A 26240-nucleotide genomic window follows, 5' to 3' on the forward strand; every position below is an offset into this window, starting at 1 on the left:
AAAAATAGCTAACACCGCTTAGCATTCAAGTAAACTCGCCCTTCGGGATCTCATCAAGTTGAAGTCACTTGGGTATACAGCCCAAAAACAAAAGGCCAGATACTTATAGTATCTGGCCTTTTTTATCTCTACCACCTCAAGTGGAAGATTTTATTGATATTTTGTATTTATCACTACGTTGGTCGAGCCGCCTAGTGAGATAACCTCACTTTGACCGTACCAGTCGCCATTGCGTGTCATCACGTTCCCATCGGTGTCGATACGGGCTTTGATGATCATATCCTGCAATGAGGTCATTGGACGCTCAGGGATCATGCTATCGTTGTCATCCAGCGTAATGGTGAATGGGAATGCCGACAATGGTACACGGCGTGCAGCCACTGGCATCGGAGCACCATCAGCAGAATGGACAGAGACAAACACTAAGCCCTGCTCTGGCAGTTTAACACTTGAATCTAGATCAACAGTAACCGACACCGATGTTGCGGTGTTCTTACCACGATCAAGCTGGGTTTGAGCACGAGCAATACTGCGATCAAGCATTTCGGCACGCGGGTCATCCGAACCGATTAGCTGCTTCATCATGTTCCAGTAGTTAATCGCCTGCTGGAAATCACTGCTTTCAAACGCATCGAAAGCCAACAGCGACAATGCTCGAATATTGGTGTGATCAACACGTAGTACACTGCGAAGTAGTACACGGGCTCGCTCGCTTTGTGCCGGATCGCCAATCATCATCAATGTCTGGCCGTAGCTCAGCATCACTTCAGGATTGGTCGGGTCAAGACGGTATGCACGGTTCATCGCATCTTGTGCTGTTTCCGCATCACGGTTAGCCATACCAATTCGGCCAAGTAGAAGCCAACCAGTGGCATCGTTTGGATTGCTGTGCAGACGGGTACGAAGTGCAAGCGTCAGATCTTCCATCTCCTGATCGCTCAATGGATTGGATTCATCCATCAAACGCTGAGATAGCTCTGGCAAGCGAGCAACCGTGTCGTTCCACGCCTGAACCTTGTCCAAACTCCCGACTTTCATGTACATACCAAAGCTAACACCTACCAACAGGATCAAACCTGGGATAAGCATAGTCGTGCTTACTTTAGTTTTGGTTTGTTCAGCATTGGCCGGCACATCGTCAAGCAGCGACTGCTGTAGTTCAACAACCAGCTCATCTTTGTTCTCAACCAAACCTTCACTGCTTTCTTCTTTTAGCTCGTCCATACGATCTTTAAAGAAGGCTTTGTTCAGCTCATCACGGCTGGCGACTTCATCTTGCTCTTTGCCTTTGTACATTGGCACGACAAAAACAGCCATCGCGATCAGTACCAAGAGGGCGGAGATTACCCAAAACATTGTCATTATTTCACCTTACCGTCTTGGTTAGTCTGCTGTGCGGACTCTTCAGATTCAGACCCCATTTCAGACATTAGCGCTTTCAAACGCGCTTGCTCATCAACTTCCAAGGTTGTATCGGTCACCTTTTCATTGCCTTTGCGTGAACGCATGACAAGTACCGTGAAACCGACAACAATGAAGAACAATGGACCTAACCAAAGGATTAAGGTTGAGGCCATAACTGGTGGGTTGTAAGTCACAAAGTTACCGTAACGGGCAATCATGTAATCCACAACATCCTGCTTGCTCTTACCTTCCTGAAGCAGCTCATAAGTCTTTTGACGCATATCTAACGCCAAAGCCGCATTGGAGTCAGCGATATTGTTGTTCTGACATTTTGGGCAGCGCAGCGTTGCTGTCAGCTCTTGGAAGTCTTTTTCCTGCTGCGCCGACTCGAAGTCATACACATCAGTAAAAGCCAAGACGGATGTTGATGTTGCAAGCAACGCCGTACCACCAAGCATCATCGCCAACGCGAATACTGGGCCCGTAAACAACTGGGCCATTCGACGAGAAATAGTCATTTACCCCTGCGCCTCCTCAATCAAGGCTTCGTACATTGGTTTTAATGTGTCGTTCCAGTTACGGTCGTTCACATCACCAACATGACGGTAGCGGATAATGCCGTTAGCATCGATAAGGAAAGTCTCAGGTGCACCATAGACACCCAGATCCATTCCCAACATGCCGTTGCCATCAAACAAGCTGTGTAGGTAAGGGTTACCCAACTCGTTCAACCAGCGAACTGCCTTCAGGCGCTCGTCCTTGTAGTTAAGACCGATAATTTTCACGCCTTCGCTCGCCAGTTGGTTCAGGTAAGTATGCTCGGCATAACAAGTCGGACACCATGTCGCCCAAACGTTAAGCAGTAGCGGCTCGCCCTTGAAGATATCTTGCTCGTAAAGCTTGCCTGCTTCGACCAAGTCTTCGAGTTTGAACTCTGGCACCGGCTTGCCTACCAGCACTGATTCCAACTTGGTTGGATCGTCGCCGTCAGCATTGCGGCTTAACTGGATCATGAACATCACCACCAGCCCCAAAAAAAGAACCAGAGGGATAAAAAGTAACTTCTTGTTCATTAGTTTGCCTTCGCCTCCTGCTTAGCGACCTTGCCAGCCTGCTCTGTAGGCAGTCCCTTTTCAGCTTTCTTGCGGAAACGGTAGCGCTTGTCGCTGATCGCAAATGCCCCACCCAGTGCCATCAATGCAGCACCGAACCAAATCCAGTTAACAAACGGCTTGAAGTAGATACGTACCGCCCAAGCGCCATCACCTAGCTTCTCGCCCATTGCTACATATAGGTCACGAGTAACACCGCTGTCGATAGCCGCTTCTGTCATCATCGAGCCAGCCACCGTGTAGAAACGCTTCTCGGCATGCAGTGTTGTGACACGCTTACCATCACGGGTAATGTTGAAATCAGCAATGTAGCCGTCGTAGTTAGGGCCATCCGCATCACGAAGACCCGCGAAGTGGAAGTCATAACCCTGAACCTGCACGGTTTCACCCGGTGCCATACGAACATCGCGCTCGATATCGTAGTTCGAAACCAGAGCAATACCAATGACAGACACAGCTAAGCCCATATGGCCAAGTACCATCGCCCAGTGACTGCGACCTAGCTTGCCAAGGCCTACCCACAAGCTATGACGGTGCGTCGCGCGCTCGTAGAGTTCAAAACCGTGCATTACGATGATCCATACCGCCATCGCCATACCCAGAACCGCCATTGGCTCAAGGATTTCGGTAAATAGCCATACTGATAGGAACGCAAACGGAATAGTCACAATGGCAGAGATAGTCATCTGCTTGCTGATACTAGACAGCTTGTCGCGTTTCCAGCGCACCAGTGGACCGATACCCAGAATAAAGGCAAACGGGATCATCAACCAAGTAAACAAGGTGTTGAAGAACGGCACACCGATAGAGACTGAACCCAAGCCGATTTGCTTGTGAACAAGCGGCAGCAAGGTACCAATCAAAACAACCAACAGCGCGGCAACCAATAATAGGTTGTTCGCTAGTAGCAAATTCTCACGGGAGAACAGGCTGTAGTTACCACGAGAGCGGATCTGAGCGCCGCGTAGCGCGTAAAGCAACAACGAGCCACCGATAACCACTACAAGGAAACCAAGAATGAACATGCCTCGCGCCGGATCAGAGGCAAAGGCGTGTACCGAGACCAAAACGCCCGAGCGAACCAAGAAGGTACCCAGCAAGCTCAGTGAAAACGCCGAGATAGCCAGCAGTACAGTCCATGCTTTAAACGTACCGCGTTTTTCAGTTACGGCTAATGAGTGCATCAGTGCCGTACCGGCAAGCCAAGGCATGAAAGAGGCGTTTTCTACTGGATCCCAGAACCACCAGCCACCCCAGCCAAGCTCGTAGTAAGCCCACCAAGAACCAAGTGCGATACCCAGCGTCAGGAATGCCCATGCCGCGATTGTCCAAGGACGAGACCAGCGTGCCCAAGCAGTATCCAAACGGCCTGTCATCAGTGACGCAATCGCAAATGCAAACGCAACCGAGAAGCCTACGTAGCCCATGTAAAGCAGCGGTGGGTGAATGATTAGCCCAGGGTCTTGCAGTAATGGGTTCAAGTCACGGCCATCAACAGGGAAGAAAGGCAGTGTGCGCAGGAACGGGTTTGACGTTGCGATGATAAACAGCAAGAAGCCAATCGCAATCATACCCATCACAGAAAGAACGCGTGCCAGTGATTCTAGCGGCATACCGCGGCTAAATACCGCAACCGCAACAGCCCAACCCGCCTGGATCAGTACCCAAAGCAGTAGCGAGCCTTCGTGGCCACCCCAAACAGCTGACAGGCGGTAGTACCACGGCAGCATAGAGTTCGAGTTACTGGCGACATAAACAACCGTAAAATCGTTAATGTAAAATGACCAGCTAAGGATGATAAACGACACTAGGATCATGCCGAAAATACCATAAGTTAGCGGACGGGCCATGCGCATCAGCGCCTGGTTGCCGACGGATGCACCGTACAGCGGATAAATGCTGACTAGGATGGATAATCCCAGTGCAACAATCAGGCTAAAGTTGCCTATTTCTGCAATCATTATTGAGCACTACCCTGCAATTGTTCATCGGTGTACTGAAGCGGCGCGTGTGTTTTCTTCATCGCTTCTGCCACTTCCGGTGGCATGTACTCTTCATCGTGCTTCGCTAATACTTCGTGGGCCTGGATAGTATTGGCATCAACCAAAACACCCTGAGCAACAATACCCTGCCCTTCGCGGAACAGATCTGGCAGGATGCCGTCGTATTTGATGGTTACCGCCGGGCCAATATCAGCCACGTCGAAGGTTACCTGCAAAGACTGGGGATCACGTACAACCGAACCTTCAACCACCATGCCGCCAATACGCAGACGCTGGCCGACTTCAGGCTTAGTACCGTCTTTCTTACCCTGAACCAACTCGGTCGGGGTATAGAACAAATCCATATTCTGGTTCAGTGCATACAGCAGCAACCCGATGGTTGCACCGAGGCCAACTACCAACGCCAATACCAACGTCAGGCGCTTTTTACGTCTCGGGTTCATAATGTGTTCTCCAGCTTTTCCGCATCTTTAATGCGCTTCTCACGCGCAATCTTATTCTTGATCTCGGCCGCTAGGCGGCGTTTGGTATTCAGGCTTGAAATCATCAGCCACAGCAGGGCGCCAAAGGAAATACCGTAGGCACTCCATACGTAAGGGGCATAGCCGCCCATCGCCAAGAAGTCACTAAAAGAGTCAAAATGCATAATGGCCTCACTTCATCAGGGCACGCACCCAAGGGCGGTGGCTTTCACGGGCAATAATTTCGTTACGCAGACGCACCATGGTCAGCGCACCAAAGAAACAGGCAAAGCCGATAATGTTCAACAGCAGTGGCCACAACATGGTGGTCGCGATTGATGGCTTGGCAAATTTAGTGATCGTAGCGCCCTGGTGCAGGGTATTCCACCACTCTACCGAGAAGTGAATAATAGGAAGGTTAATCACACCGACAATCGCCAGGATACCGGCCGCTTTACCTGCGGTTTTTTGATCGTCGAAGGCGTTATAAAGCGCGATCACACCCAGGTAGAGGAACAGTAGGATCAGTTCAGAGGTCAATCGGGCATCCCAAACCCACCATGCGCCCCACATCGGCTTGCCCCAGATAGCACCGGTCAACAGCGCGATAACCGTAAAGACCGCGCCGATAGGTGCCATGGCAAGGGCAGCCATATCCGACAGGCGGATCTGCCATACCAAACCGATAAAGGCAGCAATCGCCATCGACATATAGGCACCCATCGACCAGATGGCCGCAGGAACGTGCAGGTAGATGATACGGAAACTGTCACCCTGCTGATAATCAGTCGGGGCAAACATCAATCCCCATACCGTGCCGATCAGGATGGATAACAAAGCGATAATGGAAAACCAAGGCAACAAGGTACCGCACAAACGGTAGCAGTTCTCAGCTTTCGCGTAGGGATGTAACCACTTCCACATAATTCTGCTCTACTCATTTAATAAGAATAATTCTCCCAAAATGAGCAATCTTCTGCCTGCTATTACTCACTTTGGTATTACGTATCTAAACAACACTTGGCTCAAATGCCAGTCCTGACCCCGCCTAAGGTGTTGTTTATCGTTTTTGACTAAGCACATGGTCTAAAAGGGCTTTCTATCTCCCCATCATCCAGAATGCCACGCCAACCTAAATACTCCTAAAGAGGTAATAGATTGGCTATCGTCCGCTTCCTTGTTCTTGCTCAAAATTGTCTCATGAGATCCAATCTCATGAGACAGCACAAATCTAAGTTAATTGTAATCAGTTATTGCACACTTATGCGTAGTGAAGCTGCGACAGCGAACGGAGAAAGTGTCGCAGACGCCACCAACATTGCGCCCATCAGTGCCATTTGACCGTTATAAGGCATTCCTAAACTGGCCGCATCTATTGCGGAGGTCGCGAATATAAGCACAGGAATATACAACGGCAATATGAGCAGGCTCAATAAAACACCACCTTTTCGCAATCCCACTGTCAGGGCAACCCCAATCGCCCCCAGAAAGCTTAACGTCGGTGTCCCGATAAGTAGGGTCAGAACGACTGCCTTCCACGTTTCCCACTCCAAAGAGAGCAGGATGGCCAGTAATGGGCTAATCAGAAGCAGCGGCAAGCCTGTCAGCATCCAGTGCGCCAGCATTTTGGCAAAGGCCAGAATTGGCAATGGCGTTGGCATCAGCAACATTTGCTCTAGTGAGCCATCGACAAAATCGTCACGGAACAAACGCTCCATAGAAAGCAAAGCTGCCAACAACGCAGCGACCCAGACAATGCCCGGTGCAATACGCGCCAGCAAGTTTGGCTCAGGACCGACACCGAGTGGAAAAAGGGTGATGACAATAATGAAAAACCACAACGGATTAAAGACCTCAGCCTGGCGGCGGAAGGCTATCAGAAGTTCACGGCGGATCACATGAAAAATCGCACTCATCGTCTATTACTGCCCCAACTTGATTTTTCGTAGCTGATCACTGTCTGTGAACATATCTTGGTGAGTGGTCAATACCACAATTCCACCTCGCTTGGCATGAGCCAGAAACAAACCTTCCAACACCTTGACGCCTTGTTTATCTATCGCGGTCAGGGGTTCATCCAAAATCCACAGCTTATGGTTACTCAGCCATAGTCTTGCCAGCGCAACCCGGCGCTGCTGACCTGCCGAGAGCTGTCCGGCTGGTACATCTTCGCGTCCTGCCAAACCCACTTGGGCCAATGCCTGCCAAAGGCTATCGTCGCCAGAGACCTGAGGCTCTCCGTCTAAATCGGTTTCTTCGTTGCACAGATGCATCGATTGAAAGTAAGCCAAGTTTTCATAAGCCGTCAGCTCACGTTTGACCCCTGTCTGGTGACCGAGGAACAAAAGCTCCTGGTGGTAATCTTCCCGTGCTGATTCGATATCCTCATCAAGCCAGCAAACACGGCCATCATCTGCACGGCCAAGCCCAGCCAGAATACGTAACAAAGTGGTTTTACCGGCACCATTGTGGCCTTCGATCTGAACCAGTTCTCCCGACGAAACCGTGAAATGCAGGTTTTCAAACAATACCCTTTCGTCTCGGGTACAACTTAACTCTTCAACAGACAACATAAAAATGATGCATCCTAGGTGTCACAATTTGACTCGCATAGTACCACAGCGGCCTACCCTGTTGTTAGAGAGCAGAGGCTGTAATTGTGACTTCCATACTGCGCCTAACCCAAGCACTCAGTTTCCAAAATCTACCCATAGCCAAAATGGACAAGTACACAATAAAAAAGTGCCACAAGAAGTTTTAAAAATAGCAAAAGGTGTAACGGACCGCACACTTTCATCGCAACTTGCTATTTTTTAAGACAAATGCATTTATTGATAGATGTGAATGGAATGAAAAGAATGTTTACAAGTTGAATTAAAAACAGATCCTGGGTCCTGGGTCCTGGGTCCTGGGTCCTGGGAAAAGCAGAAAAGCAGAAAAGCAGAAAAGCAGAAAAGCAGAAAAGCAGAAAAGCAGAAAAGCAAAGATACTAATTTCTGGAAAGAGTTGTGATGTGGATTTGAACGCACAGTGCTTAAGTGATTTAACCACTGTGCTTCGTTTGGCTTCTAACTTAGCTTCTAATTAAACTTCTAACTTAATTGGATAACTTTCATCGCCTTTTGGCTTGGATTTCAACGATACCCCGCTTGGTGATACCGGCCAGATCAGTATTACGATTGCCAACACTCTTATATTTGAACGTCACTCGTTTTAAATTTCGAGACTGATGACGAGGGACATTAATTGCACGGCTGGTTTTTCCTTTGAGCAGGATACCTAAATCATCTGTGACCTGTTTACTTCCATCTCGAAAGTGCAAGGTAATAGAGTCCATATTGATTATGCCTTGTTTAGACTTTAGACGGATCTGACGGATATCCCGATTAAACCAATTAATGTTGACCCTATCAGTATCCTCTTTATAAGTAACCCGTCGTTCTGCCAAATGCTCCCAGCCCTTTGCAAACGCTGGTTGGGTAAATGTCAGCGCGATGACAATAAAAGTTAGCATGACTCTCATTAGCGACACCTCAATAATACATGTAATTTTATGATTTTATTGGTTATTTATTAACAGAGGTCACTGTATAACCTTCTCTTCTCCATTCTGTCAGCGGTGAGTCAGGCCACTGTCCGCGGTTTGACAAGGTTTATAGTTATACCTATCTACATAAAGCTTTCTAGGTAAATAAAACTAGGCGCACAAAAAAAGGTACCCAAAAATTGGATACCTTCGAATCTTTCAGAAATTTTTTCAGCCTATCGCTGTTAACCTTACCTTGTTGTCAGCGTCTTGAATGATGCATTTGCTGGAGTCGCAGCAATAACTCGGCCTCGGCTTTTGGCAAATCGCACTCACGCATCAGCTCGTTGACGTCAGCTCCGAGTTCGACCATTTTGCTGGCACGGCTGTACAGACGGCTATCGGGATCCTGCATGGCCAACTCGCCTTGGCGATCAGACAACTCTTCTAAGTGTCGAGCCATATCCGCCAATTTTTGGCTCATTCCCATGGTGCCCGCTCGCAACTCGTTAAACTGTTTAACCAAACTTTCCTGCTGCTGACGGGCATTTTTCAATACCAGCTCTGTCGCTGCAAATTTGGTCTCAAGGGCCTGACGGGCAACACGCTCACGTCTTACCATCAACCATGCGACCACAATCGCCAACAACGACAAGGCCAGCGGTAACCATTGCAACAACATCTCTAGCATTATAGGTACGCCATCTCGTCCCATTCTTCATCTGATAGTAGCTTATTCAGATCAACCAAGATCAACAGCTGACCATCACGGTTGCTAACACCCTGAATAAACTTGGCGCTCTCTTCGGTACCGACGCTTGGAGTGCTGTCGATTTCTGAGCTGCGTAGGTAAACCACTTCAGCCACGCTGTCTACCAGAATACCAATCACCTGCTTTTCAGCTTCGATGATCACGATGCGGGTGTTGTCGGAGATCTCGCCCGGCATCAAGCCAAAACGTGAACGGGTATCGATAACGGTCACAACGTTACCACGCAGGTTGATGATACCCAGTACGTAGTCAGGTGCGCCCGGTACGGGTGCGATTTCGGAATAACGCAACACTTCACGAACCTGCATCACGTTAATACCGTAGGTTTCATCTTCCAGCTGGAAAGTCACCCACTGCAGGACTTGATCATTACTGTCTTCTTTTTGTATTTCAGCGACACTCACCTGTGACATGCTGTTTCCTCTTTGATCTATTTTGCTGCATTCAGTTAGCTACCGGATGATACCGCAGCCTTTCATGATTGCCTAAGTTTGGTATTAACATCTAATCCTGCTTTGAGCATGGAAATCAGCTCACTAACATGAATTAGCGCACACATTTTTTCTTTTACCATGCCCGCCAGCCAAGGGCGCTTACCTGCTTTCTCACGCCAACGGACACTGTGCTCGGATAAGGTTTCGGTTCCCAGCAAGGTATTACACGCCAAGCCCCATGAACTTTCGCCCAGCACCACTACATACTTGTATTGTTCACGGTACTCTTCGCCATCGAGCTTGTCCGGCATCGCCCAGCACGCTGTATCGACCACATCTAGCTGGTGCTCGCGGCTGCTCATCAGACCGAGATACCATGGCGGGCGCCCGAGCAGGCGGTTAACGTCACCCAGTTGATGGATACCACCCAGTTCGGTCAGCGGCACCGCGAAGGTCACACCATTGACTTCAAAGAACAGGGCTTGGAACTCATCACCCTGATGGATTTGCTGTGACCAATTATCAGGGGGTAGATTCTCTGAAGCTTTGGTCTCAGGCGTCTGGCTGACTGCTTGGCCTTGTTCCAAATCTGATTGCTGACTTTGCTCTTGAACAGGCTGAGGCTCAGCGATCTCTTCTATATGTTGTTTAACTTCGGGAACATCTTCCGAAGTACTTGTCTGCTCGTGAGCCATCACCTGCTGCCAATCATCTGCCAGCTCAGCATCGATAGTCGATGACGGCTCTTGAGCGGAAACCAAAGGTTTCTCCTGGCTGACCTTATTAACCTGATTCAGCAAACGCTGGACGTTATCCAGCACTGGCGATGACATGCTGCGCTCATTGTTGCGAGCGTCATCATCCATGCTGGCAAAATCAAACGGCTTGGCGGCCGGCATGGCTGTTTCTGCCCGTTGCACGAACTCTGTCTGTTGTGGCGTTTCGCTTGATTCAGTTTGAGAAGCATTCACTTCAGCTTCAGGTGCGCTCAGCAGCCCAGCATCTTGAGATAGTTGGCAATCTGGCCTGGGCGTTTCTTCACCCAGATCTAATGCGCCAGAATCGACTACGCCAGACTCAACAACAGATGCTTGTGTCGCTTGTGCAGACAGCTCGGAATTGGCTTCGTTGCTCGTTACCGTTTCTGTGCTAGGTTCGCTCTTCGTTTCAGGCTCTTGTTTTGGCTCTAGCTCTGGCTCTAGCAGTAAATCAACAAAATAGTCTTCCAGCGCCTGAGTGCTGGACAAACGGGTATTATCGCTCATCCTGTTGCAGACGCCCCAAATAATTCAATAACGTTTTATACGCAAAAACCCCACGGCTACTCCGGGAGTAGAGTGAAGGCGGCATGTGTTTGATACTGGCATCACGGAATTTAGTATCAATCGGCACGGCTGACGCCCAGACTTGATCCGGGAAGCGTAACTTCAGCTCCTGCAAGGTCTGCAACGATGCCCGTGTCCGTTTGTCGTACATCGTCGGTACGATGGTAACTTTAAATGGTGAACGACGGGACTTTTGCATGATCTGTAGCGTACGCATCATGCGCTCAAGGCCTTTCATCGCCAGAAACTCTGTCTGGACCGGGATCAGGATACGATCACTGGCCGCCAGTGCATTGACCATCATTACCCCGAGGATCGGCGGACAGTCAATCAGCACATAATCATAATCTTCGGCTAGGCACTGCAGGGCTTTTTTGAGGATCAACCCCATGCCACCACGGTTACCCATTACCCTATCCAGCGTTGCCAGCGACATATGGGCAGGAATGATATCAATGTTGTTGAACTGGGTACGCAAGATCACCGGTTTCACCGTATCGCGGTTAATCTCGGGTAACTGGAACAGATCAAACAAGCTGGCTGAGACTCCATCGGCGTCAAAGTTAAGATAGGTGGTCAGCGACGCATGGGGATCAGTATCGACGAGCAGAACCCGTTTATTACGTTCACTCAGCAGCCCGGCTAAAGATACCGTGGTTGTGGTCTTACCGACGCCACCTTTCTGGTTGGCAATACTCCAGACTATCAAGGCAAACTCCCTACGCTAGCCCCAGCTCAACCGAGATACGCTCAGCAATTCTTTCCAATGGCAGATCTTCTGAAGAAATCCCTGCCTTGGCCACAGCCTGGGGCATGCCGTAAACCACACAGCTGTCTTCGTCCTGTGCCCAAATGGTCGCACCGCTATTTTTCAGCATTCGCGCTCCTTCACGGCCATCGGCACCCATACCGGTCAGTACCATCGACAGCACCTTGTCATGGTACACCTTAGCCGCTGAGCCGAAGGTCACATCAACACAAGGCTTGTAATTCATCCGATCACCCCCATCGATAATGCGCAAGCGCACCGAGCCCGGGCGACCATCCAGCATCATCTGCATACCACCGGGCGCAAGATAGGCTATCCCCGGTTTCAGAACATCACCGTCCTGTGCCTCTTTGACGCCAATCTTACAAAGATTATTCAAGCGGGCAGCGAATGCCGCGGTAAATGTCGCAGGCATATGCTGGATCAATACAATCGGCAGCGGGAAGTTGGCTGGCAATGCCGTTAATATCTTTTGCAGTGCTACCGGGCCACCCGTCGAGGTACCAATTGCCATCAGCTGGTACTTCTTCCCCGATGGCTTGAAGCGAGCAGCAGGTTTTGCCGCTGTCGGCCTCGCAGCAGGCTGACGCAGCGCCGAAACTGGATTGGCTGATTTCATGTTGGATGATGATAAGCTCTGACTTCCCACTGCGCTTCTTACCGCCGACAATGGACGCACAGGCTCAGAGGAGTTATCTCGCGACGCATCACGGAGTGGCGTTGCGGTACGAGCCGGGCGACGCATAAATACCCGTTTACGGGCAAGTTCTGTCACACGTTTTTGTAGCAGACTTACCGCTTCATCACGGTTACGCGCAATGTCTTCGAATTTTTTCGGCAGGAAGTCCAAAGCCCCGGCATCTAGGGCATCCAGTGTGGCCTTTGCCCCTTCATGAGTCAGTGAAGAGAACATCAAAATTGGCGTGGGATTAGCCTGCATGATTTCGCGGACAGCCGTAATACCGTCCATCACCGGCATTTCAATATCCATGGTGATGACATCAGGATTCAAGCGGGAAGCCATATCGACCGCTTCCTTACCATTGACCGCATTGCCAACCACTTCCAGTCTTGGGTCAGCATTGAGAATTTCGCTCACGCGCCGGCGGAAAAAGCTTGAATCATCCACCACCAATACTTTTACTGCCATGTTATTTCTATCCTATTGATGACAAACCTTGCGCCTTCAGACAGGCTTTTTATGAGTTATGGTTTTATTTCGGTCTTAAAGCTATTGCTTTCTGACAACAAAGGCTTCCCGGTTCAAAGGGAAGCCATTGAGGTCTTTGTTGTTTTTAATTAGCGACCAGCATAATGCTTGAGCAGGTTAGGCACATCAAGGATCAGCGCAATATGACCATCACTGGTAATTGTCGCGCCAGCCATGCCCGGCGTTCCCTGAAGCAGTTCATCTAATGGCTTAATCACCACTTCTTCTTGGCCTATCAGGGTATCGACCACAAAACCAATTCTCTGGTGGCCGATCTGAACAATCACTACATGGCCATGGTCGCGTTCACGCTGCGGCACACCCACACCTGATAACCAATCTTGTAGATAGAACAGCGGAATGGCTTTATCGCGTACGATAATGGTCAGCTGACCGTCAACCGTATTGGTCTTACGCAGATCCAGATGGAAGATCTCATTAACACTTGCCAGCGGTAGGGCAAACGGCTGTTCAGCCACACCCACCATCAGGGTCGGCAAAATTGCCAGTGTTAGTGGAACCTTGATATCAATACGCGTGCCTTTGCCCAGCGCCGAGTCAATAGAGATTGAACCGTTGAGCTGGCTGATCCCGGTTTTCACCACATCCATACCGACACCACGGCCGGAGATATCAGAGATCTCTTTCTTGGTCGAGAAACCTGGGGCAAAAATCAGGTTATAGCATTCGCTATCAGTCAGGCGAGACGCCGCATCGGCATCCATAACACCACGTTCAACCGCAATGCCACGCAGTTTATCCGGATCCATACCGCCACCATCATCCTCGATGGTCAACAGAATATGGTCACCTTCTTGGGAGGCAGACAGCAGTACGGTACCGACACGCGGCTTGCCGACTTTCTCGCGGGCATCCGGCATTTCAATCCCGTGGTCAACCGAGTTGCGCACCAAGTGGATCAATGGATCGGCCAATGCCTCAACCAAGTTCTTGTCCAGATCGGTTTCTTCGCCGCGCATCTCCAACACAATTTCTTTGTTGAGGTTGCGTGCCAAGTCGCGTACCACTCGAGGGAATCGACCAAACACTTTCTTGATTGGCTGCATGCGGGTTTTCATCACCGCGCCCTGCAGATCTGCTGTGACAACATCCAAGTTGGCAACCGCTTTGGACATCTCTTCATCGTTGGTATTGAGGCCAAGACTTACCAAGCGATTTCGTACCAGTACCAGCTCGCCGACCATGTTCATGATGGTGTCTAGTGTTGAGGTATCAACACGTACGGTAGCTTCTGCGACTTTGCTCTTTTCCTTCGCTGCAGGCTTTGCCTTTCTCTCAGCCGCTGGCTGAGGAGCTGCTGCCGGTTTAGGCATTGGGGCTGGTGCCGCTTCTTGTTTAACGTGAACAGGTTCAGGTTGTGCTTGAACTGAAGCTTGAACCGCGGCTTGGGCCACAGCTTGCGATGTAGGCTGGGACTCTTGCAGCATATCAGCCACTGACTTGGTGGCCATATCCAACTCATCATCGGATGGCCCTTTGCCGACACCATGAAGCTCATCGAGCAAACGCTCAAACTCATCATCGGTCATCAAGTCGTCATTACCACTGTCTGCCGCTGGAGGCGGTGTTACTGGTGCGCTCACTGCAGGCTCTTGGGCTTGTGATTCGCTGGCTACCGGAGAGGTGTACTCACTGTTACCCGGGCCTTTGCCCGCACCGTGTAGCTCATCCAGCAGACGCTCAAACTCATCATCAGTGATATCACCGCTTTCAGACTGAATTTGATTAACGATATCGGTCTCGGCAACAGGGGAAAGGGAAGCAGACTCTTGTTCAGATTCCGCTGAAGGTCCACGCCCTTTACCGTGCAGCTCATCTAACAGACGGTCAAATTCATCCTGGGTAATATCGTCAACAGAATCACCCGCAATGGCTGAGTCAGTCGAAGTGTCTAAAACAGGCTTAATGTCAGGCTCAGGCTGTTTGCCAAAGTCAGGAACAGGCTCAATGCTCGGCGCGGCCATCGCAGTTTCAATCGCGACTTCAACCACGGTTTCCGGATCGCTCAATGGTGGCGTATTTACCGCTGCCAACTCTTGCTCTGTCGGCGGCTGGCTGAAACGGTGCAACGCTTCAAGCAATGCAGGCTCAGCAGGTTCAACCGGTTCACGGTCCTGCACTTGGCCAAACATGACATTGATGGTGTCCAGCGCTTCTAGGATCACATCCATCAGTTCAGGTGTGACCGTACGTTTGCCGGTTCTTAGCAAATCAAAGATATTCTCGGCGCCGTGACACGCGTCCACCAGCTCTGTCAGGGAAAGGAAACCCGCCCCGCCTTTTACGGTGTGAAAGCCACGAAAAATCGCATTGAGCAGATCCGAGTCTTCCGGACTACGTTCCAACTCAACCAATTGTTCGGAGAGCAGCTCGAGGATCTCTCCTGCTTCAATCAAAAAGTCCTGTAGGATATCTTCGTCTAAATCAAAGCTCATATTGTTCCCTTAAAATCCTAGGCTCGACAGCAGGTCGTCGACATCATCCTGATTGGACATGACATCCTCACGCGTGTCGCTGTTGACGATCGGTCCTTCCGGAGAAAGGGTCCGCTCTTCACGCAGCGCATCGGTTCGGTCTTCTTGTTCCATGCCAAACGCTTTGAGAATTTCCACCAATTGGTCTTCAACCTCATGCACCAGTTCGATCACCCGGCGGATAATCTGACCGGTCAGATCCTGGAAGTCCTGAGCCATGAGAATTTCAGTTAACTGGGTGCGCAGTACATTGCTATCACTCTCGACCTGAGTGAGCAACCCGTTGATATCGTGGCAGAGCGACTTAAATTCATTAAGTGCGATCTGTCCCCCCATCAAACGCTGCCATCTTGGATAAACCTGCTGTAAGGTATCCCCGAGTTGCTCTGCCAGCGGCTGGATACTATCTACAGCGTCCATGGTTTTATTGGCGGCGGATTCGGTTTTGTCTATGACATAAGACAACCGGTCGCGAGCATCAGGAATTTCCGTTTTTGCTAAATCGGTAATACGGGGATCAAGGCGAAAATTGGCCAGCGAATCGTGAAGTTGGCGGGTAAGTTTGCCCACTTCTTCATAGACGGGATCACGACTATCTGACACCAGTCGGGTAAATAGTGTATTTGCTCCATCCTGATCGCCGGATTCAAGCAGACTGACAAGCTGTTTTGCCTGTTCGAGTGTAATCATTGTTATTATTGTCCTTTGATGCCCGATAAGTGTCTTACTGCATACGCTCGAAGATTTTATCAAGTTTCTCTTTCAGCGTTGCTGCAGTAAATGGCTTCACAATGTAGCCATTAACACCGGCCTGGGCAGCTTCGATGATCTGCTCGCGCTTGGCTTCCGCAGTAATCATCAGCACTGGCAGGTGCTTAAGTTCGGCATCGGCACGGATATGCTTAAGCAGATCAATCCCCTGCATGCCTGGCATGTTCCAATCTGTAACGACGAAATCAAAACCGCCCTTTTTAAGCATAGGTAGCGCAGTCAATCCATCATCCGCCTCCTGGGTATTGTTGAAGCCCAGGTCACGCAGCAAATTCTTTACGATTCGGCGCATTGTTGAAAAGTCATCAACAATGAGGATTTTCATGTTTTTATTCAAAGTTGCCCCCACTGAATTATCAGTGTCTTATAGTGTGATTATTACGAAGTCCACGCAGTCAACTTGGACCGTAAACGTTGCATCGCCTGACTGTGAATCTGGCAAACTCGGGATTCACTCACCCCGATAACCGCCCCTATCTCTTTGAGGTTTAGCTCCTCGTCGTAGTACAGGGACAAAACTAATGCTTCTCTTTCCGGCAGCGTTTTTATCGCTTCAGCCAAGGATTTGCGAAAATTATCATCCACAACCCCCTGAAAGGGAAGATTTTCTTCAACCGATTCTTCATTGGCGACAGCATCTTCCGAGACACCTAGGTCATCCATACCCACTAAACGACCACAATTAACATCATTTAAGGCCTGGTGGTACTGTTCTAACGTCATTTCGAGATATGCCGCAATTTCCTGATCGTTCGGATCGCGGCCGAGGGTACCTTCAAGGGCAGAAATTGCCTCTGAAATACGTCGGTTGTTTTTGTAAACAGAGCGGGGAACCCAATCCCCGCGGCGGATATCATCCAGCATGGCTCCACGAATACGGATACCGGCAAAGGTTTCGAAACTCGCCCCTTTGGTCGGATCGTAATTCTGCTGTGCCTCAAGCAGGCCGATCATGCCTGCCTGGATCAGATCTTCCAACATCACGCTCGGCGGTAGGCGGCCCATAAGATGATGGGCAATACGCTTTACCAGTGATGAGTACCGTTCAATAAATGCCTGTGGGCTTTGCTGGTAGCGCCCATAGGTTAATGCCTTATTCACCGACCGGCACCTCCCGCGGACGACGGTTGTTCACCAACAACCTTTCAACGAAGAATTCCAAGTGACCACCCGGGCTCTGCGGCACCGGCCACATTGCGGCTTTGTTGGCCAGCGCTCCCAAGGCAAGTGCAGCCGGGCTACGCGGGAAGGCTTCGACCACTAGCTTCTGGCGTTTCACCGATTGGCGAACGCGGTCGTCAAGCGGGATACAAGCGACTAGCTCAAGGTTGGCATCAAGGAAGCGCTCGGTCACGCGGGTAAGCTTGATGAACAGCTCTCGCCCTTCGCGGTAACTACGTACCATATTGGCGACAATCTTGAAGCGCTGCACATCATATTCCCGGCTGAGGATTTTGATCAGCGCGTAGGCATCGGTAATTGACGTTGGCTCGTCACACACCACGACAACGACATCTTGGGCGGCACGAGAAAAGCTCAGTACCATATCCGAGATCCCTGCCGCCGTGTCGACCAGCAGAACATCAATATCTTCCTCGAGGGTACTGAAAGCCCTGATCAGCCCCATATGCTGAGCGGTCGTCAGCTCCGCCATATTCTGGGTGCCCGACGAGGCCGGCACAATCTTCACGCCGTACGGGCCTTCGACGATAATGTCTTTGAGCTCGCACATACCAGACAATACATGCGACAAGTTACGCCCTGCTCGCAGGCCCAGCATAACATCGACATTCGCCAGTCCGAGGTCGGCATCCAGTACCATCACCCGTTTACCCTGGCGGGCCATAGAAATCGCCATGTTAAGGGTGACGTTGGTTTTACCTACCCCTCCCTTACCGCCTGTTACGGTAATCACTTTGGTTGAAGTTAGCTGTGTCATACGGCGTAAACCGCTAGCTTGATCGTACATGGCGTTCTCAGTCATAAAAGTCTGCCCCCTGGCTCTCAGAGCTTTCGCTACTCCAGAAGTGGGTTTGCTGACTTAACTCTTGTTCAAGTAATTCATTTGCCCGAGCAACCAAGTAGTTACCCGTGGCGACCTTAATGTCTTCCGGTACCCGCTGGCCATCTGCCAGATAGGCAATCGGCAGTGCGTGCTGAATCGACACACTGATCACCTCACCCAAGCTCAATGACTCATCCAGCTTGGTCAGTACACAGCCCGAAAGCGGAATACGGCGGAAGTGCTCAATGGTTTCATGCAACACCCGGCGCTGCGCGGTAGATGGCAACACTAGGTAACTGCGGATTTGCGAGCCGCTGTTTTGCATCAGGGTATCGAGCTGCTCGGATAGCCTGATATCACGCTGTCCCATCCCCGCGGTATCAAGCAGGATCAGACGGCGATGACGCAACTGGTGTAATATATCGGCCAATTCCTCGGCATCTTTAGCCACTCTTACCGGACAGCCCATAATTCGACCATAAGTGGCCAGTTGCTCATGGGCACCAATACGGAAGGTATCAGTGGTGACCATGGCAATTTGGTCCGGACCAAACTCCATGGCTGCTCGTGCCGCCAGCTTTGCAATCGTTGTGGTTTTACCCACACCGGTCGGCCCCAGCAACGCAACAACGCCGCCGGTTTCCAAAATACTGTCTTTGGTCGTAATAATTTGATCGGAAAGAAGATTGAGCAATGCCGGCCATGCTTCATTCGCCGGCACATCTTCAGGGATATAGCACGCGAGCTGATCGGCCAACTCGTCTGACAACCCCATTTTCTTCAATCGCTTGATCATCATCGCCCGCATCGGTTCACGGCGTTCCATTTCCTGCCACATCAAGCCAGAGACTTGGTGCTCAAGCAATCGGCGGATAGAGGCCATTTCATTGCGCATAGCGTCAATTTCATCGGCACTGTGACTGCGCGCCTTTGGGTCGTAGCGACTTGGATCCAAGCGATTTTTAGGCTGTTGAGGCAAACCGAACCGTGACTCAGAGCGGTGAGAATCATGACGGCCATCTGCAGAACGGGAAACTTGCAGAGGCTCAGCCTGAGGCACTGATGGACGACGATAATCACCAATATCGAGTTGGTGTCTGCCAGGCTGGCGGCCATTTGGCTGACGTTCGCTTTGCTGGCGCGATGCATCATTGAAATACGACTCTTGCTGGCGACGGTGTGGTTCCTGTGAACGACCGCCTCCCAGCGAGCTTCGGTCACCATAGCCCCGGGTAGTTGCATGATTGGCAGCACGGTTATTTGACGGCTGAGACTCTTCATGACGGCTATAACGCGGCTCGTCACCATAGTGCTTCGATTGACGTTGCAACAAAGCCGACAGTGAATCAGCTTCGTTACCTTGGCCTCCCCCCATTTCGCTATCGTCAGGGTGACCGGTGAAGTTATTCAACACTTTGGCAAAACGGCTTGAAGAAGATTGGAGCTGGACTTTATCGTCCGCCAGCTGCCGCTTAGCACTGTCAAACTGTCCGGCGAGCTCTTCGCGTGTCTTGCTCGCCGCAGGCGACAATTGAGCACGCGGCTCCTCGCTGTCGAGCGCGGCAACAATCTCCACCCCACCGGTGACTTTTTTATTCGACATGATAACCGCATCCGCACCCAGTTCTTCCTTAACTTGGGTCAGCGCAGCTCGCATGTCCTTGGCAAAAAAACGTTTAATTTTCAATGTGACCTTCCCGTTATATCAGGCCGTGAGGTGATGACAGCCCAAAGACTGCCTTCATCATCGTCATCGCCGTAACCGCCATTACGAATTTCCTACTGCATTAACAATACGGATCTGTTTCTCATCAGGGACTTCCTGATAAGACAACACGCGTAATGAAGGAATGGTGTTCTTAACAAATTTCGCGAGCGTCAATCTCAATACACCCGACGTCAACAAGACAGCAGGCTCGCCCTTAAGCTCTTGCTGCTGAGTGGCATCCACCAATGAACGCTGCAGGCGCTCAGCCAGACCCGGCTCAATCCCGGTCGACTCACCACCGGAAGATTGCATAGTTTGATGCAAGATCTGCTCCAGTTCTGGCACCAAGGTAATTACTGGCAACTCAGGCTCTATACCATTGATTTCCTGACAAATTAGTCGTTTCAAGCTCACCCTTACAGCTGCTGTCAGGATGTCAGGATCTTGACTCTTGGTCGAATATTCCGCCAATGTCTGAACAATGGTGCGAATATCCCGAATAGGAATGGCTTCGTTAAGCAGGTTCTGCAGTACCTTAACGATAACGCCAAGAGTAAGCTGATCCGGCACCAAGCCTTCAACCAAACGAGGGGCAGATTTGCCCAGCAAGTCGAGGAGGTTCTGAACTTCCTCGTAGCCGATCAACTGGGCGGCACGGTTAGTCAGAATTTGGCTCAGGTGAGTGGCCAGTACTGTAGCTGAATCAACTACGGTATAGCCAAGCGCTTGGGCATGTTCTCGCTGGGAGTCGTTGATCCATACCGCTTCAAGGCCAAAGGCAGGATCGACCGTACGCTCACCGTCGACATTACCAAAGACCTGGCCAGGGTTTATTGCTAACTCACGGTTAGGATGAATATTGGCCTCGCCGCAAGCGACGCCCATCAAGCTGATGCGGTAGGTATTCGGCGGTAGCTCGAGGTTATCGCGGATATGTACCGCTGGGATCAGGAAGCCAAAGTCCTGAGACAATTTCTTCCGCACGCCCTTCACACGCTCAAGCAGTTCACCACCTTGGTCTTTGTCGACCATAGGGATCAAGCGGTAACCCACTTCCAAACCGATGACATCGATAGGTTTAACGTCGTCCCAAGACAATTCTTTTGGTAGTTGCGGCACCACTACATCCGTCGAGGCTTCCTGCTCTTTCGCCTCTGCAGCTTCACGCTGGGCCTTGATACGCCAGTAGGCCACTGCACCAATAAGCAGAGCCAGCAACAGGAATGGGATGTGTGGCATACCAGGCACAATACCCATCACAAATAAAATACCGCCAGTGATGATCAACGCCTGCGGGTTGTTGAACATCTGGAATATCATCTGCTGGCCCATATCTTCGTCAGTATTTTGACGCGTCACCATCATGGCGGCACCGATAGACAGCAACAATGAAGGAATTTGGGCAACCAAACCATCACCAATGGTTAGCAGGCTGTAGATTTCGATGGCTTCACCAAAGCCTAGACCGTGCTGGCCCATGCCAATCACCAAGCCACCGATGATGTTGATACAAAGAATAAGAATACCGGCGATGGCATCACCTTTTACAAACTTGGATGCACCATCCATCGAGCCGTAAAAGTCGGCTTCCTTGGTCACTTCAAAGCGGCGAGTACGGGCCTGATCCTGATCAATCAAACCAGCATTCAAATCAGCATCAATCGCCATCTGCTTACCTGGCAAGGCGTCCAAGGTAAAGCGGGCACTTACCTCGGAGATACGCCCTGCACCTTTAGTTACAACCATGAAGTTGATAATCATCAAGATCAGGAACACCACCAGACCAACGGCATAGTTACCGCCAATCACCACCGAGCCAAAGGCATCAATCACCTGACCAGCAGCATCCGGGCCTTCATGACCATAGAGTAAAACAACACGGGTCGAGGCAACATTTAGGGCCAATCGCAGCAAGGTGGCGATCAGCAATACCGTCGGGAAAGCGGCAAAATCTAGCGGACGACGGGTATATACCGTCACCAGCAGCACCACCAGTGCAAGTGCAATATTGAACGAGAAGGCCATGTCCAACAGCAACGGTGGCATTGGCAAGATCACCATCGCCAAAGTGGCCAGCACCATTACAGGCGCACCTATTGCAGGCATCGACTGCAAACGGGCAGGATTAAACTTATCGGCGAAAGGTAAAGAAAGCTTCATGCAATGTCTGTAATGGTTCCATTCCCGCTAAACCAAGGCACCTTCAATAGAACGCTAACCATCAGGATGCGACACTGTATTGAGTGGGATCTGCGAGGGGTGTTATAAGATTTTCGGCATTATTTTGCCGTTATTGTATCGTTATCACCGGTAAACAAAAAGCGACCGACAACAATCATTAATCAAGTTTACAGCGATTATAAAGCAATTATCATGCCTTATTTAAGTGTCATTTTCTTGACATGCTTTGTAAAAGCTTGAGGTAGGTCATCATATCCAACGAAATGAATCGCTGGATATGTCTATGGTAATGAGATTAGTAGCGGAACTCGTTTGGAATATCAGAGGCTTCCTTCGATAACGACGGACGGCGACCCCGCCCTTTCTGGAACTGTTTGAGCTGATAGATATAAGCCAGCACCTGTGCCACAGCAGCAAATAACCCATCAGGGATCTGCTGTTCGAGCTCTGTTGTATGATACAAGGCCCTCGCCAGTGGCGGCGCCGGGACAATCTCTATCTCATGTTCATTGGCAATTTCACGAATTTTCAATGCCAGAAAATCCGTCCCCTTAGCAACAACTACCGGGGCCGTATCTATTTTGGAATCGTAGCGCAGCGCGACCGAGAAGTGCTCGGGGTTGGTGATCACTACATCGGCCTGCGGCACATCCGCCATCATCCGGCGCTGTGCCATCTCGCGCTGAAGCATCCGGATGCGCCCCTTCACTTCAGGCTTACCTTCCGAATCCTTGAATTCATCTTTCACTTCCTGCTTGGTCATCTTGAGCTGTTCGTTGTGCTGCCAAATCTGAAAAGGGATATCGATCGCCACCACTACCAGCAAAGAACAACTGATCAGCAAGATAAAGTTGAGCAGGATATCCAGCGCATGGACAATATTTTGCGGATACATCTCGCGGCTGAGCTGGTAAAAATCCGTCAGACTCGCCTTGAGCAAGAAAAACGCTACACCGACAACCAGCAATACCTTGAGGATGGATTTAACCAACTCTACCAAGCTTTGCTTGCCCACCATTCGCTTGAAACCATTGAGCGGGTTCATCTTGGACAATTTTGGTGCAGCAGCCTGTGACGAAAAGCGGATCCCACCAAGGCCAGTGGCCCCTATAAAGGCAGCAACATAGACAAACAGTAGAAAAGTGAACAGTGGAAACAACACGTTACCAACCGCTGACATAATCAACGCAAACAGCTTTGATAGGTCAAACACTTCTTCACGGGTCAGGCTGAACAGCCGAGTCATCACCTCGCCCAAGCCACGGCCGATCGCTTCACCAAACCACATGAAGCCGACAGCCCCTGCGACCAGTACAGCAATCGATGCCAGCTCCCTCGATCGGGGAACCTGTCCTTTTTCGCGGGCCTGCTCCCGCCTTCGGGGCGTGGCCTCTTCGGTTCTTTCTTGTCCGTCAGACTCTGCCATAGATAATCCTTAGCAATCCAACCGAATTAAACTACACACCTGCTCGACACCCACCTGCCAAATTGCTTCGTAATGCGGCAAGATCCCACCAATCAAGAACCAGCTGATCACAAAGCCAAGTAGTAGAGCAAAAGAAAAGCCGAGCGCAAAAATATTAAGCTGAGGCGCTGCCCGGGTCATCACCCCAAATGACATATTGACTACCAGCAAAGCAACCACACCTGCAATCGCCATACTCAAGGCAAACTTGAACATATGGCCAAACCACAGTGCCATTTGATAGTAATCGCTAGCCTCAAGCATCGACTCACCAACCGGCAAAGTATGAAAACTCATCGCGACTAGTTTCAGCATCATCAAATGCCCATCGCTGGCGAGGAAAATCATTACCACCAGGAACATATAGAACTGGCCCAACACCGGCGTGTTTTGACCATTGGATGGGTCCACCATGGACGCAAAGCCCAAGCTCGACTGCATACCAAGGATTTGCCCCAATAAAATAAACGTCTGGGTAACAAAAGTGGTTACCGTTCCCATAGCGACACCAATCACCACCTGCTGGCCGGTGGTAATAAAGCCTTGTAGTGACAGCAATGGGATATCGACCGGGGCTACCGGCAGTACGGGTAACAGGGCAAAAGTGAACAGCAGTGACACATAGAGCCTGATTTTAGGCGCGACATAACGGGCACCAAAAAAGGTCATCACCATCAACATCGATGAAATGCGGGTCAACGGCCAGAAAACCGTTGCCAACCAATCCAACAACAGAGGCGCTGGATAGTTCATCAGTGCAGCAACCGAGGGATGTAGTCAATCATCTGGTGGAAATAGTCCATCAGCATCTGGGTCATCATGTGGCCGAAAAACATCAGCGCCAGCAAGGTGACAATCAACCTCGGCAAGAAGCTTAAGGTCTGTTCGTTAATCGAGGTTGCCGCCTGGAAAACCGCTACCACCAGACCGATCAGCAGGCCCGGTACAACGATGGCACTGACCATGATCAGTACCATATACAGTGCATCTTGGAAGATTTCGACAAAAAACTCCGGCGTCACGTACCAAAACTCCCCGCCAAGGTCGAAAGGATCAAATTCCAACCATCGACCAACACAAACAACATCAACTTGAACGGCAGCGACACAATCATCGGCGATAGCATCATCATACCCATCGCCATCAACACCGATGCCACCACCAGGTCAATGACCAAAAACGGCAAGAACAACATAAAGCCTATCTGGAAGGCGGTTTTCAACTCGGACGTCACAAAGGCCGGGATCAGTACCGTCATCGGCACTTCCTGCGGATCAGTTGCTGTTGAGCCTGACATCTCAACAAATGTCTCCAAGTCCTTGACCCTTGTTTGCTTGAGCATGAACTGGCGAAGTGGATCTTGTGCCGCTTCCAACGCTTGTGCTGCGGTCATTTGCTCGTTGATGTAAGGCTGGACGGCCTCGGTATTAATTTTGTCGAGCACCGGCGACATCACGAAAAAGGTCAGGAACATGGCAATACCGATGATCACCTGATTCGACGGTGTCTGTTGCAGGCCCATAGCCTGGCGCAATATCGACATCACCACTACGATACGGGTGAAGGAGGTCATCAAGATAACGATCGCAGGCAAGAAGCCCAATGCGGTCATTAGGGCAAGGATCTGCAAAGTGACCGAATAGTCCTCGCTGCCATCTGGATTGACGGTAACCGAAAAAGCCGGAATTCCACTGCCACCAGCCTGGGTCAGCGACATCTGGGTTGAGCCTGATTCGTTTTGCATCTCGCTCAGCGTCACGCCCGGCGCAGCTATCGCACCAGCGCTACCATCTTCTGTTTCAGCTGCTGCAGGTAAAACCAGCAAAAGCGAAAAAGCCGCCAATAAGGCGGCAATGAAATTAGTTCTTAGCATCTTTTCTCAACAGCCTACCCAGCTGGCTGGCAAACTCCCCGCCATCCTGGCCCTGCTCTGCAACGATGGGTGAATCGAGTTTTCCGAGCAATGAAATATTGTGTTGTGTCACCCCAACCAACATCTGCTCTTCGCCGACCTGGAGTAACACAATGCGCTCCCTCTGACCGACAGGTAGCTGGCGCAAGATACGAATCGCACTGTCGCCACCTTGCAGGCCCGGTAACTTCATTCTTTTCATCAGCCATGCCAGCAAGACAATCACGGCAATAACAAGAAGCAGTGAGGCCAAGGTGGTGGCGAGGTTTAGTTCTGGCGCCATCATTAACGTAACTTCTTGATGCGCTCAGTCTGGCTGATCACATCAGTCAAACGGATACCGAATTTGTCATTGACCACCACGACTTCACCGTGAGCAATCAGGGTGCCGTTGACCATCACATCCAGTGATTCACCAGCCACGCGATCGAGCTCAACCACAGAGCCCTGGTTAAGCTGCAGCAGGTTGCGAATGCTGATCTGGGTACGGCCGACTTCCATCGAAATCGTTACCGGGATATCAAGAATGGTATCGAGCTTGCGGCGCTCATCATCACCAATCGGTGCCGACTCATCGGTCAGCTCTTCCAACGGCGCTGGCTGCGCCCCTTCGTCACTGGCCTGCTCTGCAAGTGCCGCCGCCCAATCGTCGGCAATTTGTTGGTCATTATTAGACATGTTTTATAC

Annotated in this window: 28 protein-coding genes; all 28 read right to left on the reverse strand. The window is 50.5% G+C overall.

Annotation, left to right across the window (positions count from 1 at the left end; genetic code table 11):
* Positions 1-150: 150 nt before the first annotated feature.
* Positions 151-1362, reverse strand: coding sequence for a c-type cytochrome biogenesis protein CcmI (gene ccmI / locus ACXAD4_RS14235; RefSeq protein ID WP_475242311.1), 1212 nt, complete (start codon positions 1360-1362; stop codon positions 151-153).
* Positions 1362-1865: a cytochrome c-type biogenesis protein gene (locus ACXAD4_RS14240; protein ID WP_475242797.1), complete on the reverse strand. Its 504-nt coding sequence runs from the start codon at positions 1863-1865 to the stop codon at positions 1362-1364. Before ACXAD4_RS14240 ends, ccmI begins: the two co-directional genes overlap by 1 nt.
* A 57-nt stretch (positions 1866-1922) precedes the next feature.
* Positions 1923-2477, reverse strand: coding sequence for a DsbE family thiol:disulfide interchange protein (locus ACXAD4_RS14245; RefSeq protein WP_107299349.1), 555 nt, complete (start codon positions 2475-2477; stop codon positions 1923-1925).
* Complete coding sequence (locus ACXAD4_RS14250) at positions 2477-4477, reverse strand: heme lyase CcmF/NrfE family subunit (RefSeq protein ID WP_475242312.1); 2001 nt, start codon at positions 4475-4477, stop codon at positions 2477-2479. Before ACXAD4_RS14250 ends, ACXAD4_RS14245 begins: the two co-directional genes overlap by 1 nt.
* The gene (gene ccmE, locus ACXAD4_RS14255) at positions 4477-4962 is read right to left on the reverse strand and encodes a cytochrome c maturation protein CcmE (protein WP_475242313.1); all 486 of its coding nucleotides are present in this window, start codon (positions 4960-4962) and stop codon (positions 4477-4479) included. Before ccmE ends, ACXAD4_RS14250 begins: the two co-directional genes overlap by 1 nt.
* Positions 4959-5165 carry a heme exporter protein CcmD gene (gene ccmD / locus ACXAD4_RS14260; protein WP_475242314.1) on the reverse strand — a complete coding sequence of 69 codons (207 nt, stop codon included), beginning with the start codon at positions 5163-5165 and terminating at the stop codon, positions 4959-4961. The genes ccmE and ccmD overlap by 4 nt, the downstream gene beginning before the upstream one ends.
* Positions 5166-5172: 7 nt before the next feature.
* Positions 5173-5904 carry a heme ABC transporter permease gene (locus ACXAD4_RS14265; protein WP_107299345.1) on the reverse strand — a complete coding sequence of 244 codons (732 nt, stop codon included), beginning with the start codon at positions 5902-5904 and terminating at the stop codon, positions 5173-5175.
* 326 nt (positions 5905-6230) lie between these two features.
* Positions 6231-6896: a heme exporter protein CcmB gene (ccmB, locus tag ACXAD4_RS14270; protein WP_475242316.1), complete on the reverse strand. Its 666-nt coding sequence runs from the start codon at positions 6894-6896 to the stop codon at positions 6231-6233.
* Between the two features lie 6 nt (positions 6897-6902).
* On the reverse strand, positions 6903-7553 hold the full coding sequence (gene ccmA, locus ACXAD4_RS14275) for a cytochrome c biogenesis heme-transporting ATPase CcmA (protein WP_475242318.1): 651 nt from the start codon (positions 7551-7553) through the stop codon (positions 6903-6905).
* Between the two features lie 539 nt (positions 7554-8092).
* Complete coding sequence (locus ACXAD4_RS14280) at positions 8093-8503, reverse strand: hypothetical protein (protein WP_475242319.1); 411 nt, start codon at positions 8501-8503, stop codon at positions 8093-8095.
* A gap of 265 nt (positions 8504-8768) precedes the next feature.
* Positions 8769-9197 (reverse strand): DUF2802 domain-containing protein, encoded by a 429-nt coding sequence (locus ACXAD4_RS14285; protein ID WP_317523925.1) that lies wholly within the window; start codon positions 9195-9197, stop codon positions 8769-8771.
* Positions 9197-9691 (reverse strand): chemotaxis protein CheW, encoded by a 495-nt coding sequence (locus ACXAD4_RS14290; RefSeq protein ID WP_039467430.1) that lies wholly within the window; start codon positions 9689-9691, stop codon positions 9197-9199. The genes ACXAD4_RS14285 and ACXAD4_RS14290 overlap by 1 nt, the downstream gene beginning before the upstream one ends.
* Positions 9692-9753: 62 nt before the next feature.
* Positions 9754-10977, reverse strand: a complete 1224-nt coding sequence (locus ACXAD4_RS14295) for a chemotaxis protein CheW (protein ID WP_475242321.1) — start codon at positions 10975-10977, stop codon at positions 9754-9756.
* Positions 10967-11746 (reverse strand): ParA family protein, encoded by a 780-nt coding sequence (locus ACXAD4_RS14300; protein WP_475242323.1) that lies wholly within the window; start codon positions 11744-11746, stop codon positions 10967-10969. Before ACXAD4_RS14300 ends, ACXAD4_RS14295 begins: the two co-directional genes overlap by 11 nt.
* 10 nt (positions 11747-11756) lie before the next feature.
* Positions 11757-12956, reverse strand: a complete 1200-nt coding sequence (locus ACXAD4_RS14305; protein WP_475242324.1) for a protein-glutamate methylesterase/protein-glutamine glutaminase — start codon at positions 12954-12956, stop codon at positions 11757-11759.
* A gap of 149 nt (positions 12957-13105) precedes the next feature.
* Positions 13106-15472, reverse strand: coding sequence for a chemotaxis protein CheA (locus tag ACXAD4_RS14310; RefSeq protein ID WP_475242325.1), 2367 nt, complete (start codon positions 15470-15472; stop codon positions 13106-13108).
* Between the two features lie 9 nt (positions 15473-15481).
* Entirely contained in the window at positions 15482-16201 is a 720-nt protein-coding gene (locus ACXAD4_RS14315) for a protein phosphatase CheZ (protein ID WP_475242327.1), read from the reverse strand.
* Positions 16202-16235: 34 nt separating this feature from the next.
* The gene (gene cheY, locus ACXAD4_RS14320) at positions 16236-16607 is read right to left on the reverse strand and encodes a chemotaxis response regulator CheY (protein ID WP_039467413.1); all 372 of its coding nucleotides are present in this window, start codon (positions 16605-16607) and stop codon (positions 16236-16238) included.
* 53 nt (positions 16608-16660) lie between these two features.
* Positions 16661-17383 (reverse strand): RNA polymerase sigma factor FliA, encoded by a 723-nt coding sequence (locus tag ACXAD4_RS14325; protein WP_475242328.1) that lies wholly within the window; start codon positions 17381-17383, stop codon positions 16661-16663.
* A complete protein-coding gene (locus tag ACXAD4_RS14330; RefSeq protein ID WP_475242329.1) occupies positions 17376-18266 on the reverse strand; it encodes a MinD/ParA family protein in 891 nt (296 codons plus the stop codon). The genes ACXAD4_RS14325 and ACXAD4_RS14330 overlap by 8 nt, the downstream gene beginning before the upstream one ends.
* Complete coding sequence (flhF, locus tag ACXAD4_RS14335) at positions 18259-19974, reverse strand: flagellar biosynthesis protein FlhF (RefSeq protein ID WP_475242331.1); 1716 nt, start codon at positions 19972-19974, stop codon at positions 18259-18261. The genes ACXAD4_RS14330 and flhF overlap by 8 nt, the downstream gene beginning before the upstream one ends.
* A gap of 81 nt (positions 19975-20055) precedes the next feature.
* Positions 20056-22155: a flagellar biosynthesis protein FlhA gene (gene flhA / locus ACXAD4_RS14340; protein WP_475242332.1), complete on the reverse strand. Its 2100-nt coding sequence runs from the start codon at positions 22153-22155 to the stop codon at positions 20056-20058.
* Between the two features lie 316 nt (positions 22156-22471).
* On the reverse strand, positions 22472-23602 hold the full coding sequence (gene flhB / locus ACXAD4_RS14345; protein ID WP_475242333.1) for a flagellar biosynthesis protein FlhB: 1131 nt from the start codon (positions 23600-23602) through the stop codon (positions 22472-22474).
* Between the two features lie 9 nt (positions 23603-23611).
* Positions 23612-24394, reverse strand: coding sequence for a flagellar biosynthetic protein FliR (gene fliR, locus ACXAD4_RS14350; RefSeq protein ID WP_475242334.1), 783 nt, complete (start codon positions 24392-24394; stop codon positions 23612-23614).
* Positions 24394-24663 (reverse strand): flagellar biosynthesis protein FliQ, encoded by a 270-nt coding sequence (gene fliQ, locus ACXAD4_RS14355; protein WP_475242335.1) that lies wholly within the window; start codon positions 24661-24663, stop codon positions 24394-24396. Before fliQ ends, fliR begins: the two co-directional genes overlap by 1 nt.
* Complete coding sequence (fliP, locus tag ACXAD4_RS14360; RefSeq protein ID WP_317523940.1) at positions 24660-25514, reverse strand: flagellar type III secretion system pore protein FliP; 855 nt, start codon at positions 25512-25514, stop codon at positions 24660-24662. Before fliP ends, fliQ begins: the two co-directional genes overlap by 4 nt.
* Entirely contained in the window at positions 25501-25839 is a 339-nt protein-coding gene (gene fliO, locus ACXAD4_RS14365; RefSeq protein ID WP_317523942.1) for a flagellar biosynthetic protein FliO, read from the reverse strand. Before fliO ends, fliP begins: the two co-directional genes overlap by 14 nt.
* Positions 25839-26231, reverse strand: a complete 393-nt coding sequence (fliN, locus tag ACXAD4_RS14370; RefSeq protein WP_107299325.1) for a flagellar motor switch protein FliN — start codon at positions 26229-26231, stop codon at positions 25839-25841. The genes fliO and fliN overlap by 1 nt, the downstream gene beginning before the upstream one ends.
* Positions 26232-26240: the final 9 nt, after the last annotated feature.

This window comes from Photobacterium sp. AWH4_225, assembly GCF_056158405.1.

Bases quoted from the DNA above. Each gene is read 5' to 3' on its own strand.
- ccmI (WP_475242311.1), bottom strand. From the start codon at position 1,362: ATGACAATGTTTTGGGTAATCTCCGCCCTCTTGGTACTGATCGCGATG.
- ACXAD4_RS14240 (WP_475242797.1), bottom strand. From the start codon at position 1,865: ATGATGCTTGGTGGTACGGCGTTGCTTGCAACATCAACATCCGTCTTG.
- ACXAD4_RS14245 (WP_107299349.1), bottom strand. From the start codon at position 2,477: ATGAACAAGAAGTTACTTTTTATCCCTCTGGTTCTTTTTTTGGGGCTG.
- ACXAD4_RS14250 (WP_475242312.1), bottom strand. From the start codon at position 4,477: ATGATTGCAGAAATAGGCAACTTTAGCCTGATTGTTGCACTGGGATTA.
- ccmE (WP_475242313.1), bottom strand. From the start codon at position 4,962: ATGAACCCGAGACGTAAAAAGCGCCTGACGTTGGTATTGGCGTTGGTA.
- ccmD (WP_475242314.1), bottom strand. From the start codon at position 5,165: ATGCATTTTGACTCTTTTAGTGACTTCTTGGCGATGGGCGGCTATGCC.
- ACXAD4_RS14265 (WP_107299345.1), bottom strand. From the start codon at position 5,904: ATGTGGAAGTGGTTACATCCCTACGCGAAAGCTGAGAACTGCTACCGT.
- ccmB (WP_475242316.1), bottom strand. From the start codon at position 6,896: ATGAGTGCGATTTTTCATGTGATCCGCCGTGAACTTCTGATAGCCTTC.
- ccmA (WP_475242318.1), bottom strand. From the start codon at position 7,553: ATGTTGTCTGTTGAAGAGTTAAGTTGTACCCGAGACGAAAGGGTATTG.
- ACXAD4_RS14280 (WP_475242319.1), bottom strand. From the start codon at position 8,503: ATGAGAGTCATGCTAACTTTTATTGTCATCGCGCTGACATTTACCCAA.
- ACXAD4_RS14285 (WP_317523925.1), bottom strand. From the start codon at position 9,197: ATGCTAGAGATGTTGTTGCAATGGTTACCGCTGGCCTTGTCGTTGTTG.
- ACXAD4_RS14290 (WP_039467430.1), bottom strand. From the start codon at position 9,691: ATGTCACAGGTGAGTGTCGCTGAAATACAAAAAGAAGACAGTAATGAT.
- ACXAD4_RS14295 (WP_475242321.1), bottom strand. From the start codon at position 10,977: ATGAGCGATAATACCCGTTTGTCCAGCACTCAGGCGCTGGAAGACTAT.
- ACXAD4_RS14305 (WP_475242324.1), bottom strand. From the start codon at position 12,956: ATGGCAGTAAAAGTATTGGTGGTGGATGATTCAAGCTTTTTCCGCCGG.
- ACXAD4_RS14310 (WP_475242325.1), bottom strand. From the start codon at position 15,472: ATGAGCTTTGATTTAGACGAAGATATCCTACAGGACTTTTTGATTGAA.
- ACXAD4_RS14315 (WP_475242327.1), bottom strand. From the start codon at position 16,201: ATGATTACACTCGAACAGGCAAAACAGCTTGTCAGTCTGCTTGAATCC.
- cheY (WP_039467413.1), bottom strand. From the start codon at position 16,607: ATGAAAATCCTCATTGTTGATGACTTTTCAACAATGCGCCGAATCGTA.
- ACXAD4_RS14330 (WP_475242329.1), bottom strand. From the start codon at position 18,266: ATGACTGAGAACGCCATGTACGATCAAGCTAGCGGTTTACGCCGTATG.
- flhA (WP_475242332.1), bottom strand. From the start codon at position 22,155: ATGAAGCTTTCTTTACCTTTCGCCGATAAGTTTAATCCTGCCCGTTTG.
- flhB (WP_475242333.1), bottom strand. From the start codon at position 23,602: ATGGCAGAGTCTGACGGACAAGAAAGAACCGAAGAGGCCACGCCCCGA.
- fliR (WP_475242334.1), bottom strand. From the start codon at position 24,394: ATGAACTATCCAGCGCCTCTGTTGTTGGATTGGTTGGCAACGGTTTTC.
- fliP (WP_317523940.1), bottom strand. From the start codon at position 25,514: ATGCTAAGAACTAATTTCATTGCCGCCTTATTGGCGGCTTTTTCGCTT.
- fliO (WP_317523942.1), bottom strand. From the start codon at position 25,839: ATGATGGCGCCAGAACTAAACCTCGCCACCACCTTGGCCTCACTGCTT.
- fliN (WP_107299325.1), bottom strand. From the start codon at position 26,231: ATGTCTAATAATGACCAACAAATTGCCGACGATTGGGCGGCGGCACTT.